We start from the raw sequence: 14,705 nt of genomic DNA, 5'->3' as shown, positions 1-14,705 counted from the left end.
GTCTTATGGGGAGGAGACGGTCACTCCCGACCGCCTCCGCCAACGGGGAGAAAAGGAAATAATCTTGATGAAACGAATCGCCATCGGCCTGCTGTCCGCAGCCGTGAGCGGCTCGCTGCTCATGTCCGCCGGAACGGCCTACGCGGAGCGAGCCGCCCTCAGTGTGCGCATCGACAGCGTCAACCCCAATCCGGTCGTCGTGCAGGGTGACGACGACACGAGGGTCACCATCGAGGTCCGCACCACCGAGGCCGAGCGCGTCGAACTGCGCCTCAAGCCGGTCTCCGACCAGCTGCGCACCCAGGACGCGCGCGAGCCCCGGATCTTCCACCAGGGCGACCTGTGGCGTTTCACGACCAGCTTCGACGCCTCCGACTTCGAGGGCCGCTGGGTCGCCATCGCCGACGCGTACGACAAGGACGGCAAGAAGGTCACCGACGAGGTCAACTTCTCCGTCAAGCACGAGAAGAAGGAGAAGGCCGAGACCCGCGTCTACCAGTTCTCCGCCAGTCCCGAGTCCGTCCGCAAGGGCCGCTGGGTCTACTTCACCGGTCGCCTCCAGGTCAACGACCACCGCTGGAAGGACGTGCGGGGCGAGGAGGTGGAGATCTACTTCCGCAAGCGCGGCTCCAGTGCCTGGAAGTTCGTGACCTCCGCCGACACCGGCTGGAAGGGCACGTTCCGCGCCAAGGCCCGCGCCACCAAGAGCGGTGAGTACCGCGCGATCTTCGACGGGACCGACGACCTCTCCGAGAGCAGGAGCTGGTCCGACCGGGTACGCGTGTACAACTACTACCGCCGGTAGCCCCGCCTGACGGCAGCCGACGCGGAGGCCCGGGGCGACCCGGGCCTCCGCCGTCGTCTCCTGACGGTGATGGCCCGGCCCGTGGTCTGTGAGTGGTGTCACCGGTTGATCCCCCCACCTCCTGGGCAGGTGAGCGGGCACGACGACCGGAGGGGAGCCGCCCGGTAGCGGCACCGACCGGCGGCCACGACCGTGCCGGAACCGTGGAACGGCTCCGGCCCACGGTCACGGCAGGTGACATGAACCTGTGACGGTTCCGATCAGCGGTCGCGGCGGGTGACGAGACGGGCGAGTGCGGCCAGCTCGGCGGCGGGCCGGGGCAGCGCGCCCGCGGCCCCCAGATGACGCAGGGCCCGCGCGAGCAGCTCATCGGCCTCCAGCTGGGTCCAGGCCCGCCCACCCGCGGCCTCGACGAGCTCGGCCGCGCGGATCAGGTCGGTGCCGGAGAGCGGCCGCTCCCGGTGGTAGAGACCGGCCAGCTCATGTCCGGCAGGGGTGCCCGAGGTCAGGGCGGCGACGACCGGGATGGACTTCTTCCGGCTACGCAGATCCGAGTGGGCCGGCTTGCCTGTCACCTCGGGATCTCCCCAGATGCCAAGCAGGTCGTCGACGAGCTGGAACGCCAGCCCCAGGTCCCTGCCGAAGGCGGTGAAGTGCTCGACCTGCTCTGGACCGCCACCCCCGAACAGGGCGCCGAGCCCGCAGGCGCACCCCAGCAGGGCGCCGGTCTTGCCGGCCGCCATGCCCAGGCACTCGGCCGGCCCGACGTCGTGACGTTCCTCGAACGCGACGTCCGCGCTCTGGCCCTCAAGCAGTTCCTGAACCGCGGTGCCGAAGACCCGGGTCGCCTCGGCCGTGATCGCATGCCCGCCGGTCGCGAGCACGTCGAAGGCCAGCGTCAGCAGCGCGTCACCGGCCAGGATGGCCGGGCTGACACCGAAGACGGCCCAGGCCGTGGGACGGTGGCGGCGGGTCCGGTCACCGTCCATCACGTCGTCGTGCAACAGAGAGAAGTCGTGCACCAGCTCGACCGCCGCCGCCGGTCGAAGCGCCAGGGCCGCGGCACCCCCGACGGCCTCGGCCGACAGCAGGGCCAGCGCGGGACGGAGCGCCTTGCCCCCACCGGTCGCGGACGGCCGGCCCTGCTCGTCCCACCAGCCGAAGTGATAACCGGCGATGCGCCTCATCGGGGCCGACAGCCTGTCGATCGCCGGACGCAGGGTCGCCTCGACCATGTTCCGGCTCCAGATCAGCACCTCGTCCGCGGACCGCCCGTCCGTCCTCATCTCAGTGGTCGTCATCCTTGCTCTTCCTAACTCGGCCGTTCCAAGAAGCGATGCGGCCAGCACGGCCGAGGTGCCGGGCCCGGGCGGGCCCGCGGGAAACGCGTCCGTCAGGACCGGAGACTCCGGCCTCAGTGGCCGATCTCGACGTCTTCCAGGATGCCGAGCGCGTCGGGCACCAGGACGGCCGCGGAGTAGTAGGCGCTGACCAGGTAGGAGATGATCGCCTTCTCGCTGATGCCCATGAACCGGACCGACAGGCTGGGCTGGTACTCGTCGGGGATGCCGGTCTGGTGCAAGCCGATGACGCCCTGGTTGTCCTCGCCGACGCGCAGGGCCAGGATCGACGTGGTGCGGGTGCCGGTGATGGGGATCTTGCTGCAGGAGAAGATGGGGACGCCACGCCAGGCGGGCACCCCGCTACCGCCGACGTCGACGCCCTGCGGGTAGAGCCCGCGCGCGTTGCACTCGCGGCCGAAGGCGGCGATGGCATGCGGGTGTGCCAGGAAGAAGCTCGTGCTCCGGCGGCGGCTGAGCAGCTCGTCGAGGTCGTCGGGGGTGGGCGGCCCGCTGCGGGTGTGAATCCGCTGCTTGAGGTCGGCGTTGTGCAGCAGCCCGAACTCGCGGTTGTTGATCAGCTCGTGCTCCTGCCGCTCGCGCAGCACCTCGATCGTCAGCCGGAGCTGCTGCTCGACCTGGTCCATCGGGTCGTTGTAGAGGTCGGCCACCCGGCTGTGCACCCGCAGGACCGTCTGCGCGACGCTCAGCTGGTACTCGCGCGGGCTGAGCTCGTAGTCGACGAACGTGCCCGGCAGGTCGGCCTCTCCCGCATGCCCGGCGGCCACCTCGACGGCGGCCTCGCCGTACTTGTTCTGCGGCCCGCTGGTGGCGGTCTCCCGCCGCCGCAGATGGGCCTGGAGCTCCTCGGAACGCTCGGCCAGCTCCAGGAACGCGTGCCGGGGCAGGACCATCGCCGTGCCGCTGGTGACCGCCCTCGCGGTGAACGACCACTCGCCGTCCGTGCCGACCAGCGTCTCGTCGCCGAAGTGGTCACCCGCGGCCAGCACCGTCAGCACGATCTCGTCGCCGTACGGCCCGGTGCCGACCTTGTTGACCTTGCCGTGCGCGATGAGCACCACCTCGTCGGCCGGCTGCCCCGACTCCGCGAGCACGTCGCCGGCCCGGAACTCCCGCTGGACGAACCGGCCCGCCAGCGCGTCGAGGGTGTCGGAGTCGTCGAACCCGCGCAGCAGGGGCAGCTCGCACAGCTCGGCGGGGATGACCGCCACCTGCGATCCGGCATTGGTGAAGCTCACCCGCCCGTCGCCGATCGTGTAGGTCAGCCTCCGGTTGACGCGGTAGGTGCCGCCCGACACCTGCGTCCAGGGAAGCATCCGCAGCAGCCACCGCGAGGTGATCTCCTGCATCTGGGGAGTCGACTTGGTCGTCGTCGCCAGGTTACGCGCGGCGTCCGTACTCAGACTCAGCTGCGACCGGCCAGCCTCGAACTCCGTCACAACACACACCACCGATCCGTGCTCGTACCAACAGGGGAAGCGAAGACATGAATCAACCAGGAGGAAACGTCAGTCAACCGCGACAGAAACGGCAGAATACTGACCTCCCGATGCGCGGATCCGAATTCGACCCGCCATCATGGACGCCTCAATTTTGGGTTGCCCTTAAATATATTGTCAAGCATTGAATACGATCGAGCCAACAATAAACAAAGACTCCATCGTCAAATGCCCGAAAAATATTGAATGTCTTATTCTCGACGCCACCCAGGCCCGTACCGGAGTCCCGGCAGGCTGCGGATCCGCCTCGATTCCCCCTGCCCGCCAGGTCGGCTGATATTTCTCATCTCAGCCATGCACCCGTCATTCACCGACAGAACAGGGAAAAGGCCAGGAAGCACCCACGATCGGCAGGGTCCGCGGCACGGAGGTCGCCTTCATCCCGCAGGCACCCTCGCAGCAGGGCGCCGGCAGGCACTAAAGAATGGATTTTTCGCTAAATTCACGAGAAGCGAGGGAAGCCAGCGGATCAGGTCAGCCTGACTGTTTCGGTCCTCGGTCCAGCAGTTCGGCGAACAGTTTCTCCCAGAGCGGTATGACCGCTTCGGGGGTGTAGTCGTGCGCGGCGACGGCCGCGGCCGCTCCCATCCGCCGCCGCAGCTCCCTGTCCTCGATGAGCCGGACCATCGCCGCCGCCAACGCGTCGATGTCGCGGGGAGGGACGAGCAGCCCGTCGACCTCGGGGGTGAGCACGTCGGCCGGGCCGGTCGGGCAGTCGAAGGCCACCACGGGCAGCCCGTGGGTCATCGCCTCGATCATCACCATCGGCAACCCCTCGAACCGCGAGCTGAGGACGTAGAAGGAGGCCCTGGCCAGTTCCTCGTCGAGACGATCGGTCCGTCCCATCAGGGTGACGTTGTCCCCCAGCCGGTACTCCTTCAGGAGCGCGCGCAACTGCCCCTTCTTCTTGCCGGTGCCGTAGATGCGCAGCCGCCAGTCCGGGTGACGGTCCACAACCTGCCGGAACGCGGGAATCAGCAGATCGAAGCCCTTCTGCCCGACCAGCCGCCCGGCCGCGATCACGAGCCTGTCGTCTTTCCTGGAGGGTGTCCGGCGCACGGAGCCGACCGCGTTGGGGACGCGCTCGACGCGCGTGGCGGGCAGGAGCGCCTGGTACTCCCTCCTGTCGGTCTCGGTGAGCACGACCACCGCGTCCAGCCTGCCGTAATGGCGGCCGATCTCCGAGCGGACCGCCTCGGAGTGGGTGGCCAGGTTCATGTGCTCCTGCCCGACCTTGACGACGCTCGCGGGAGCACGGCGGGCCGAGATGAGGTTCAGGGCGGGGCGGGTGGTCACCAGGACGCCGTCGGTGAGCGCGGAGACGTAGTCGATGACGGCCCGCTCCACGCGTTCGGTGAAGTAGGAGGCCGCGAACTCGCCGGCGGGCACGATCCTGCCTCGGATCCACCGCCACACCCGCCGCCCCATGGAGTCGACGGGCCTGCCCTCACGCTGGTCCGACAGCGTCAGGAGACGGATGCGCGGGTCGATCTCGAACTGGGGTCTCTCCTTCCGCCGTACCACGCTGACGATCTCGACCTCATGGCCGGCCGCGACCATCGCGTTCGCCTGGTTGATCACCGTGCGGATCGTCCCGCCCATGCCGTACGCGTGCAGCAGCAGGTAGCGGATCCTCGTGGTCTCCGGCGCCGTCATGTGGGCTCCGTGGCAGGCGGCAGATATCCCCAGCTCTCGCACATCGGCCGGAGCGGGTCGGGTATCTCCTCCGGACCCGGCAGGTCGCGCCCGGGCTGCACCCGTCCCGACCGGATCTTGTCCTTCCAGTCGCCGAGCCCCTTCTCCAGCACGGTCTGCTCGCCGTAGGCCAGCATCTCCGGCTCCCAGGGAACTCCCAGAAAGTCGCAGACGCGGCGCGCCTCGGCCTCGGGGTCGGCGGTCAGGTCCTCGTAACGCACGGTGCACCCGCTGAGTGCCCCCCGTGCCCGCTGCACCGCCTTCATGTAACGCAGGGCGTCGAGTGCCGCCTCCTCCGGCGTCCGCCTGCCCGCCCCCGCCTCGTACCACGACCTGGCGATGGACGCCGGGTGGCGCAGCAGGAAGACGAATCTGGCGTCCGGCCAGCACGCGGCGACGCGCCGGTAGGCGAAGGCATTGGCCGGTGTCTTGTCCACGAAGAACGTCTTGCCGCTCCTGACCAGCTCGCGGTGGAGCACCCGATCCCACAGCAGGTGTTCCAGGTCGGCCCGGTTGTGGCCGAGCGCCTTCATCGCCCGCTCCGCCAGCGAGGTGCCGAACTCCACCCTCAGCCTCCGCACGTGCGGCTCGTGCGGGGCGTGCAGCATGGAGTGGGCGTTGAGCATCGCCCGCAGGAGCGTGGAGCCGGACCTCACCGGCGAGAGGACGAAGACCGGCGCCACCAGCAGCCGGTCGACTTTCGGGTCGGCGGGCGGACCGAACGGCTCCTCCGCGGCCGGGGCCCCCGCATCCGCCGACGAGCCGACTTTTCCTACCCGGTTAAGCTGGAATCCGGTAAGCCTGACAAGGGCGTCGTTGGCCTTACGCTGCCACTTCATGCCCAGGCAGGCTACCCATCTTTCCTGGCATTTCACTGTGTGTTCAGTTTGGAACACCCCCCGTTCCCGCCGGGCCCCGGCGAGCACCGGGCCGCGGGCGGGTGGCAGCGCGCCGGGGTTTCACCGCGCGGGACCGACGGCGAATCGCCGTACAGTGTGAGCCATGGGGATGGTCAAGACCGTGGGACTGGTTCTGCACCCGCAGCGCGATTCGAAGGTGGCCATCGACACGATCGTGGAGTGGGCCCGCGCCCGCAGCGTCACGGTGCTCGGGCTGCCCGACGAGGTCGGGCGCATCGACTGCAGCGCGGTGTCCGTCGACGGCGCCACCCTGGTCGACCGCGCCGACCTGCTCGTCAGCCTCGGCGGCGACGGCACGATGCTGCGCACCATGCGGCTCATCTCGGGGCGGCGGACTCCGATCCTCGGCGTCAACCTCGGCAAGCTGGGGTTCCTCGCCGAGATCGACGTCGACGAGCTGCCCTTCGCGCTGTCGGCCATCGACGACAACGCCTACACGGTCGAACCCCGGATGGCGGTGCGGGCCACCCTGCCCGACGGCACCTCGGTGACCGCGTTCAACGACATCGCCCTGGTGCGGATACCGGGCCACGGGCTGTCCGCGATGTCGATCACCGTGGAGGGGCATCCCTTCGTGCGTTACGCGGCCGACGCGGTGATCGTCGCGACCCCCACCGGGTCGACCGCCTACAGCTTCTCCGCGGGCGGCCCCATCGTGTCGCCGACGGTCGAGGGCTTCCTCGTGGTCCCGGCCGCGGCGCACTCGTCGTTCAACCGGGCCCTCGTGCTGTCGGCGGACGAGCGGGTCGTGCTCGGCCTGCTGCCGGCGAGCGGCCGGCTGGCCCTGGAGGTGGACGGCGCGGTGGGTGCGCACCTGTCGCCGGGGGACGAGCTCACCGTCACCGCGATGCGCGCCGCCGCGTGGGTGGTCCGGCTCGGCACCACGAGCTTCTACGAGCGTGCCCGCCGCAAGCTCCGCGTCAACGGGAGCGCCGAGGTCGACTAGGCCCCCGCCCCCGCGATGACCGGTGACGACGCCGCGGCCAGAGAAGCATCCCGCCTCGCGGCGGCCGGCCACGTCGCCGGCCGCCGCGCAGGCGAGCCAGGCCCACGTCGTCAAGGAGATGCGATAGATCCGCTTGGGTGCCTCGCCGATCCCGGCTGAGCGCGGATAGGCCTCGACCGCGTCGTCGTACGCCTCGGAGCGATCCTGGCCGAGGGGGATCACGTCGGCGGTGCCCGCGCTCATCATTTCCAGCCTTCTGCTCTGCCGCGGTAAGCGCGTACACCTCGACCTCGGCCACCGAGGAAGGCGGTACAGGTCAGCACGGCCGCGATCATGAGCTTGCCGCAGTGAATCCGGCATTTGCCGCAGCGGTCGTTCGGCGAGGCAGGGGAAAGATCTGCCCCCGGCGTAGGGCTGCGGTCAAGCCGAGGAGCGATGGGCCGCTTCGGCTGCCGGGCGATACCGGGACAACGATCCTTATGATCCTTTAACATGTAGAAGTCTAAAGTCCTAGGAAGCTAGATAAATGGAGCAGCCAGTGATCGAGTTCCATCTGGACGGCAGGTCGGGTGTTTCGCCGTACCTGCAGCTGGTCCAGCAAGTACGGCATGCGCTACGGCTGGGCCTGCTGCGCGAAGGCGACCGGCTGCCGACCGTCAAGGAGGCCGTGGCGCAACTGGCGATCAACGCCAACACCGTGCTCAAGGCCTACCGGGAACTCGAGCACGAGGGCCTGGTCGCCGCCCGGCCAGGGGTGGGGACGTTCGTGACGGCGACGCTCGCCGACACCTCGCTGGCCGCGCACGGCCCGCTGCGCCTGGAACTGCAGCGCTGGCTGGCCAAGGCCCGCCGGGCCGGCCTCGACGAGGAAAGCATCGAGGCCCTCTTTATGACCACCTTTCGGACCACCGCTCAGGAGGACATAGCGTGAACGCTGTCCTACAGGCCCAGGGACTGGGCAGGAAATACGGCAGGCGCTGGGCGCTGCGCGAGTGCACCATCGACATCCCGGCGGGCCACGTCATCGGGTTGGTGGGCCCCAACGGAGCCGGCAAGACCACGCTGCTGAAGCTGGCCAGCGGCCAGCTCGAACCGACGGCGGGCGGCATCACCGTGCTCGGCGGCCGTCCCGCCAGTGGCCCGGCGCAGTTGGCCAGGGTCGGGTTCGTCGCCCAGGACACCCCCGTCTACGCCGGGCTGACCGTCGCCGATCACCTGCGGCTGGGAGCGCGGCTCAACCCCCGCTGGGATGCCATTATGGCGCGGGACCGGATCGCGCAACTCGGTCTCGATCCCGCCCAGCGGGTAGGCAAGCTGTCGGGCGGCCAGCGTGCTCAGCTCGCCCTCACCCTGGGTCTGGCCAAGCGGCCCGAGCTGCTGATCCTGGATGAGCCCGTGGCCTCGCTCGACCCGCTGGCCCGCCGCGAGTTCCTGCAGGGGCTGATGGAGGCCACCGTCGAGCATGAGTTCAGCGTGGTGCTCTCCTCCCACCTGGTCTCCGACCTGGAACGGGTCTGCGACTTCCTGATCGTGCTCGTCGACTCGCGCGTGCAGATGGCCGGGGAGGTCGACAAGCTGCTGGCCACGCATCACCGGCTCACCGGCCCGCGCCGCGCCCCTGACCGGCTGCCCGCCGACCAGCACGTGATCTCCGCGCGTCACACCGAGCGGCAGAGCACGTTCGTGGTCCGTACCGACGCCCCGATCCACGATCCCGCCTGGACGGTCAGCCGGCTCAGCCTAGAAGACCTCGTCCTGGCCTACATGGACAAGCGCACCACGGACCGGCGAGTCGCCCTGGAGGTGCAGCGATGATCTGGCTGACCTGGCGCCAGTTCCGCGGCTCGGCCGCGACGATGGCCGCCCTGCTCGTCATCCTCGCCACCGCCCTGGCCCTGACCGGCCCCGGCTTGGTCTCCGACTACTCCGCCGGGATCGCGGCCTGCACCCAGGACAACACCTGCGACCGCTTCTACGACCACTTCTTCGGCGGGCATGAGACCTCGTTCATGGCCCTGACTCTCGTCGTGCTGCTCCTGCCCGCCCTCGCCGGGCTCTTCTGGGGAGCACCGTTGATCACCCGCGAGCTGGAGGCGGGCACGCACCTGATGGTGTGGAACCAGAGCATCACCCGCAGCCGCTGGCTGGCGGTCAAGCTCGGGCTCATGGGCTTGACCGCCGTGGCCGTCGCCGGCCTGTGCGGCCTCATGGTGACCTGGTGGTCCGACCCTCTGGACAAATCAGCCGCTGAGAACCTGGCCCTGATGGCTCCCCTGGTGTTCGGCGCGCGCGGCATCGCCCCGATGGGGTATGCGGCCTTCACCTTCGTCCTTGGCGTGACCGTGGGCATGCTGGTGCGCCGCACGCTGCCCGCCATGGCCCTCACTCTGGCCGTCTTCGCCGCGTTCCAACTCGCCATGCCGCTGCTGGTCCGGCCCCACCTGATGCCCCCGATCACCTCGACCTTCGAGCTCGGCAAGACGAACGTGGACGGCATCGGTATAAATCGGGACCGAGGCGGATATGTGGATATTCAACTGAGGTCGGCCGTTCCCGGCCACGCGGGCGCCTGGGTCCTGTCCGCCAGCCTGGTCGATCCGTCCGGACGTACGCTCGGCACCGGCGGCGAAGGCGCCGTCCCGGTCTCCACCACGTCGGGCCCCTGCGCACCGTCGGCGGGCGGCGGGGACGGCTGCATAGTCGAGATCAACCGGCTCGGCTACCGGCAGCAGGCGACCTACCAGCCCCTTGAGCGCTTCTGGCCCTTCCAGTGGACCGAGACCGGAATCTACGCCCTGCTCACCCTCGGCCTCACCTGGTTCTGCTTCTGGTGGATCCGCAGGCGCCTGTCATGACCGTCATCAGGACCGCGGCAGCCGGGCTCGCACTCCTCCTCGCAGCGGCCTGCACGGCGCCGGCGCCGCCGCGCAGCGAGGCGAGCACGGCAGCCGGTACGGTCTGCGCAGCACCCCGGGGAGCTCCAGGGGCGGAGACGGCCACCACGATCGACGTCATCGAGCAGGCGTACTTCTGCATCCTCGGCAACTACTACAGCGGCGCCACGCTGGACGCCCGCTCGTTGCTGACCGCCGGATTCGTCGCCCTGGCGCAGGAGCTCAACCGCAACGGGCGCGACCTGCCCGAGGCGGGCATGCCGGCGCTGACGGGTGACCGGAAAGCCGACTGGACCGCTTTCGAAGCCGTCTACCGCAAGATCACCGATCGGGTTCCCGACCTGCGCGACAAGCTGGCCGTCGGCACCCTTGAGGCCATCGTGGCCGCCCTCGGCGACAACCACGCCCGCTGGGCACACGACGTCAAACGGCCGCCGGACTACTACGACGGTGACGGCTACGGCCTGGGTTTCCAGGCGAACGTCAACGGTCCGCAGGTGGGCGGCAACCCCGGCGTCGCCCTCCCTCCGCTGTTCGTCACCACCGTGCAGGGCGGCGCGGCGCGGGCCGCCGGACTGCGCCCGGGCGACGTCATCGAATCGATCAACGGATCGGCGCCCTTCGTCGACGGCAAGGCCACCCCCGCGATCGCCGTCCTCTACCCCGAGTACCCCGACGCGCGCCCGGTGCGGCTGCGGCTGCTACGACAGAGCACCGGCCGCCACTGGAGCATGACGCTCAAGCCCGGCCTCTATCAGCGAGATCTGGCCGCCCTGCAAGTGGTGCAGTCGAAGCTGCTGGACGACAGCATCGCCTATGTACGGTTGCGCGGGTTCGCTCCCGACTCCGCGAACAGGGTCTTCAAGGCGATCTCCAGGCTGCGCACCGGCCGGACGCTCACCGGCGTCGTGCTGGACCTGCGCGGCAACGGCGGCGGCAGCCCCACGGAGGCGACCCGGCTGGTGAGCGCGTTCACCCATGGAAAGGCCACCGCCTACCTGTGCACCGTGGACGCCAAGTGCGAGACCTTGTGGACCGACAACACCGTCGAGCTGCTCAACCTGCCGCTGATGGTGCTCACCGACCGCAGTTGCGCCTCGGCGTGTGAGCACTTCAGCTCCGCGGTCAAGGACCTGCGCCTCGGCCGGCTGGTCGGCACCAGAACCGCCGGCGTCATCTCCGGCCCGGCGCAGCCGTACCTGCTCGGCAACAACACCAGCCTGAGCTTCCCCGCCAGGCACCACCTCGGGCCCAACCGCGAGGTGATCGACCGGATCGGCGTGCCGCCCGACCACCACGTGCCCCTGACCCCGAAGGACGCGGCCGCTGGACGCGACCCCGCGCTGGCCAAGGCCCTGACCTTGCTGAACAAGTGAAGGGACCTCTCGATGAGACAGATCCTGGCAGTCGCCGCGGGACTGGTCGTCCTGGCCACGTCCGCCTGCTCCGCGCCCACGCCGCCCCGGTCCGCTGCCCCGTCGGCCACGCCGACCGGCCCCGCCACCCTGCCCGCCCCCACAGGCGCCCATCTGGTCGGCACCACCGCCCTGTATCTGAAAGACGCCTCCCGCCCCGATCCCTGGAACCTCGACGTCGACGCCAGGGAGCTCAAGGTCACCTTGTGGTATCCGACCGAGCAGCGAGACGGGCAGCGGGCGCCGTACATGACGCCGAAGGAGTCGGAGCTCACCCTGAGGCGCTTGGGGATCGGGGGCGTGCCGAACGACACGCTCAGCAAGACGCGAACCAACGCCATCAAAGACGCCGAACCCGCGGGCCGGAACCTGCCGCTGGTGGTGATCTCCCCCGGCTTCACCAATCCGATGATCACTCTCACGTCCCTGGCCGAGGACCTGGCCAGCCGAGGGTACGTCGTGGCCGGCATCGACCACACCTACGAGAACTACGCCACCACCTTCCCCGGCGGGCGGGTCGCCGAATGCCTCGCCTGCGACAGCGACACGGACCCGGGCTTCGGCACCGGGGTGGTCCAGGGCCGGGCGGCCGACGTCTCCTTCGTCCTCGACCAGCTCCCATCGAAGTGGGACGGCGCCAGCCTGATCGACCGCTCCAAAATCGCGATGGCAGGCCAGTCGATGGGCGGGGCCGGCGCCATGGCGGCCATGCTGAAGGACTCCCGGGTGCGGGCCGGGATCGACATGGACGGCACCACCTACGCCCGCATCCCCAAGAGCGGGTTCTCCCGGCCGTTCATGTTCCTGGGTTCGCCGCAGCACGTCCCCGGCGGTCGCGACACTTCGTGGGAGCGCGACTGGAAGCTGCTGACCGGGTGGAAGCGCTGGCTCGTGCTGACGGGCTCGGAACACCAGTCCTTCACCGACGCCCCGCTGATGGCCGGCGCCCTCGGCATCACGCCCACCGCCGGCGTCCTGCCTGCGGCGCGCGCCGCCGAGCTCACCCGCACGTACGTGGCGGCCTTCCTCGACCAGCACCTGAGGTCGCGGCGGCAGCCCCTCCTGGACAAGCCGTCATCGCGCTACCCGGAGGTCAGGTTCTGCCCCGCGACATGCGGACAATCCTGAGGCCCTGTGCACCCTGAAGCCGTCGGGGATGCCGACTCCTCGGACAGGAGGCTCTGAAGCCCACCGGCCGACACCCCGGAGCGGTTCCGCGCCCACGGGCCAGGCCGTCTTCTGTGGCGAGGATCCCGGTCGGCCCGGCTCGGTGTCCGCGAGAACGGCGTGCCGGACTTCAAGGGCCCCGACACAAGCGGCTACACGACCAGCGGGAACCGCGCTAGCGCCGGATTCCGTTCCAAGTCTCTTCGACTCCCGATTCGGACGCCGTCATCTCCTCCGCCCGGCACGCCGCCGCCGGTCACGGAACGTGATGACGAACGGCACGGCAACAGCAGCAGTCATGAAAGTTTCACCGGCGGGTTGACAGCGGGAAAGCGCTTACCTAGCTTGTGGATTGTTCGCTCACATGTCCGCGGATCGCATATGTGAACGGCGAGTGCTCGCTGGGGGGACTCCGAAACGCAGGCCGCACCGGCCTGCCGGACCAGCAAGGAGCTCAACTGTGCTGTACAGATTCAACAGGAAAACGGCCGGTGCGGTCATCGCCGCCACGGCCCTCGCCCTGTCGGGAACGGTGGCGGGCGTCTCCGCCGCCGCGGCCGCCGCTCCCGCCGCGGGAAACTACACACTGGTGAACGACGGCAGTGGCCTCTGCCTGACCGTTCCGGGCGGCAGCTCGTCCGACGGCGTCCAGCTCACCCAGAGCGGCTGCGGCGGCGCCGGGCAGACCTGGGCCGTGTCCGGAGGCAGCACCCAGCTCAAGGCCACGCACAGCGGCAAGTGCGCGGGCGTCAAGGACGCCAGCACCTCCGCCGGCAAGGCCGTCCAGCAGGAGAGCTGTTCGGGCGCGTCCTCCCAGACCTGGAACCTGACCGAGTCGGGGTCGAACTACCGGGTGGTCAACGCAGGCGGCGGCAAGTGCCTCAACACCGCCGACAACTCCACCTCCTCCGGCGCCCTCGTACAGCAGAACTCCTGCGACTCGGTGGCGACCAAGCAGTGGCGGCTCGTCCCCGCGGGCGGCTCGAACCCGACGCCGACCGTCACCCCCACCTCCACTCCCACCACGCCTCCGCCGAGCGGCCAGACCGGCCTGGTCGGCTGGGCGACCCAGGGCGGCGGCACCACCGGCGGCGGCAACACCCCGGCGACCACGGTCAGCAGCGCCTCCGCGCTGACCAGCGCGCTCTCGGCGAGCGGCGCGGCGGTCATCCGGGTGTCGGGCACGATCTCCTGCTCCGGGATGCTCAAGGTCACCTCCAACAAGACGATCCTCGGCAACTCCGGCGCCGTCATCTCCGGCTGCGGTTTCAACATCTCCGAGGCGTCCAACGTCATCGTCCGCAACCTGACCTTCCGCAACTGGAACGACGACGGCATCCAGGTCCAGTACTCCACCCGGGTCTGGATCGACCACAACTCCTTCAGCAACGGCTACGACGGAGCCGTGGACGTCAAGCGCGCCAGCGACTACGTCACGATCTCCTGGAACCGGGTCTCCAGCCACGACAAGACCATGCTGCTCGGCCATGACGACGGCAACGCCAGTGAGGACACCGGCAAGCTGCGCGTCACCTATCACCACAACTGGTTCGACGGCACCAACCAGCGCCACCCGCGGGTCCGCTTCGGCAACCCGGTGCACGTCTACAACAACTACTACGGCAACGTCGGCAGCGGCGGCGGGTACGGCGTGGCGTCCACGAAGAACGCCGGCGTCCTGGTCGAGGGCAACTACTTCGAGAACACCCCCGACCCCTACCACCGCGGCGAGGGCTCCTCTCCCGCCGCCAACCTGGTCGCCCGCAACAACCACTTCGTCAACTCCGGTGCCGGGGACGCGGGCGGCAGCGTCGCCTCCATCCCCTACTCCTACTCGCTCGACACCGCCTCCAGCGTCAAGTCGATCGTGACCGGCGGCGCCGGCGCCGGCCGGATCTCGGTCTGATCCGGACTGCTCCAGGTCTGCCCCTGACCCGGACCTGGCGCGGGCCCGTCAGGGCCTGAGACGGAACACCTCCAACGGCTCCCGCGGGCATCGCCCG

The 14,705-nt window shown here is 69.5% G+C and carries 12 protein-coding genes; 8 read left to right on the top strand and 4 right to left on the bottom strand.

Annotated elements, in window-relative coordinates; translation table 11 throughout:
- Positions 1-67: 67 nt before the first annotated feature.
- A complete protein-coding gene (locus ABZU75_RS21100; protein WP_355556640.1) occupies positions 68-805 on the top strand; it encodes a hypothetical protein in 738 nt (245 codons plus the stop codon).
- Between the two features lie 260 nt (positions 806-1,065).
- On the opposite strand, the gene ABZU75_RS21095 is transcribed toward ABZU75_RS21100, so the two are convergent.
- The 4 genes from ABZU75_RS21095 to ABZU75_RS21080 all read right to left on the bottom strand — a co-directional run bounded on the left by ABZU75_RS21095 (position 1,066) and on the right by ABZU75_RS21080 (position 6,199).
- Positions 1,066-2,106, bottom strand: a complete 1,041-nt coding sequence (locus ABZU75_RS21095) for a family 2 encapsulin nanocompartment cargo protein polyprenyl transferase (RefSeq protein WP_355556637.1) — start codon at positions 2,104-2,106, stop codon at positions 1,066-1,068.
- 113 nt (positions 2,107-2,219) lie between these two features.
- Positions 2,220-3,605, bottom strand: coding sequence for a family 2B encapsulin nanocompartment shell protein (locus tag ABZU75_RS21090; protein WP_350923524.1), 1,386 nt, complete (start codon positions 3,603-3,605; stop codon positions 2,220-2,222).
- 534 nt (positions 3,606-4,139) lie between these two features.
- Entirely contained in the window at positions 4,140-5,321 is a 1,182-nt protein-coding gene (locus tag ABZU75_RS21085) for a glycosyltransferase family 4 protein (RefSeq protein ID WP_355556633.1), read from the bottom strand.
- Positions 5,318-6,199: a sulfotransferase gene (locus tag ABZU75_RS21080; protein WP_355556630.1), complete on the bottom strand. Its 882-nt coding sequence runs from the start codon at positions 6,197-6,199 to the stop codon at positions 5,318-5,320. Before ABZU75_RS21080 ends, ABZU75_RS21085 begins: the two co-directional genes overlap by 4 nt.
- A gap of 163 nt (positions 6,200-6,362) precedes the next feature.
- Between ABZU75_RS21080 and ABZU75_RS21075 the strand changes: the two genes are divergently transcribed.
- The 7 genes from ABZU75_RS21075 to ABZU75_RS21045 all read left to right on the top strand — a co-directional run bounded on the left by ABZU75_RS21075 (position 6,363) and on the right by ABZU75_RS21045 (position 14,608).
- Positions 6,363-7,226: an NAD(+)/NADH kinase gene (locus ABZU75_RS21075; RefSeq protein ID WP_355556627.1), complete on the top strand. Its 864-nt coding sequence runs from the start codon at positions 6,363-6,365 to the stop codon at positions 7,224-7,226.
- A gap of 526 nt (positions 7,227-7,752) precedes the next feature.
- Complete coding sequence (locus ABZU75_RS21070; RefSeq protein ID WP_355556624.1) at positions 7,753-8,157, top strand: GntR family transcriptional regulator; 405 nt, start codon at positions 7,753-7,755, stop codon at positions 8,155-8,157.
- Positions 8,154-9,041, top strand: a complete 888-nt coding sequence (locus ABZU75_RS21065; RefSeq protein WP_355556622.1) for an ABC transporter ATP-binding protein — start codon at positions 8,154-8,156, stop codon at positions 9,039-9,041. The genes ABZU75_RS21070 and ABZU75_RS21065 overlap by 4 nt, the downstream gene beginning before the upstream one ends.
- A complete protein-coding gene (locus ABZU75_RS21060) occupies positions 9,038-10,081 on the top strand; it encodes an ABC transporter permease (RefSeq protein WP_355556619.1) in 1,044 nt (347 codons plus the stop codon). Before ABZU75_RS21065 ends, ABZU75_RS21060 begins: the two co-directional genes overlap by 4 nt.
- On the top strand, positions 10,078-11,496 hold the full coding sequence (locus tag ABZU75_RS21055) for a S41 family peptidase (RefSeq protein WP_355556616.1): 1,419 nt from the start codon (positions 10,078-10,080) through the stop codon (positions 11,494-11,496). The genes ABZU75_RS21060 and ABZU75_RS21055 overlap by 4 nt, the downstream gene beginning before the upstream one ends.
- A gap of 12 nt (positions 11,497-11,508) precedes the next feature.
- Positions 11,509-12,663 (top strand): alpha/beta hydrolase, encoded by a 1,155-nt coding sequence (locus tag ABZU75_RS21050; RefSeq protein WP_355556613.1) that lies wholly within the window; start codon positions 11,509-11,511, stop codon positions 12,661-12,663.
- A gap of 499 nt (positions 12,664-13,162) precedes the next feature.
- Positions 13,163-14,608: an RICIN domain-containing protein gene (locus ABZU75_RS21045; protein ID WP_355556610.1), complete on the top strand. Its 1,446-nt coding sequence runs from the start codon at positions 13,163-13,165 to the stop codon at positions 14,606-14,608.
- The last annotated feature ends 97 nt before the right edge of the window (positions 14,609-14,705 follow it).

This window comes from Streptosporangium sp. NPDC005286, from assembly GCF_040607515.1.
Classification (GTDB): Bacteria; Actinomycetota; Actinomycetes; order Streptosporangiales; family Streptosporangiaceae; genus Streptosporangium.
This window is presented reverse-complemented; position numbering and strand designations above follow the sequence as displayed.

Bases quoted from the DNA above. Each gene is read 5' to 3' on its own strand.
- ABZU75_RS21100 (WP_355556640.1), top strand. From the start codon at position 68: ATGAAACGAATCGCCATCGGCCTGCTGTCCGCAGCCGTGAGCGGCTCG.
- ABZU75_RS21095 (WP_355556637.1), bottom strand. From the start codon at position 2,106: ATGACGACCACTGAGATGAGGACGGACGGGCGGTCCGCGGACGAGGTG.
- ABZU75_RS21085 (WP_355556633.1), bottom strand. From the start codon at position 5,321: ATGACGGCGCCGGAGACCACGAGGATCCGCTACCTGCTGCTGCACGCG.
- ABZU75_RS21080 (WP_355556630.1), bottom strand. From the start codon at position 6,199: ATGAAGTGGCAGCGTAAGGCCAACGACGCCCTTGTCAGGCTTACCGGA.
- ABZU75_RS21075 (WP_355556627.1), top strand. From the start codon at position 6,363: ATGGGGATGGTCAAGACCGTGGGACTGGTTCTGCACCCGCAGCGCGAT.
- ABZU75_RS21070 (WP_355556624.1), top strand. From the start codon at position 7,753: ATGGAGCAGCCAGTGATCGAGTTCCATCTGGACGGCAGGTCGGGTGTT.
- ABZU75_RS21060 (WP_355556619.1), top strand. From the start codon at position 9,038: ATGATCTGGCTGACCTGGCGCCAGTTCCGCGGCTCGGCCGCGACGATG.
- ABZU75_RS21055 (WP_355556616.1), top strand. From the start codon at position 10,078: ATGACCGTCATCAGGACCGCGGCAGCCGGGCTCGCACTCCTCCTCGCA.
- ABZU75_RS21050 (WP_355556613.1), top strand. From the start codon at position 11,509: ATGAGACAGATCCTGGCAGTCGCCGCGGGACTGGTCGTCCTGGCCACG.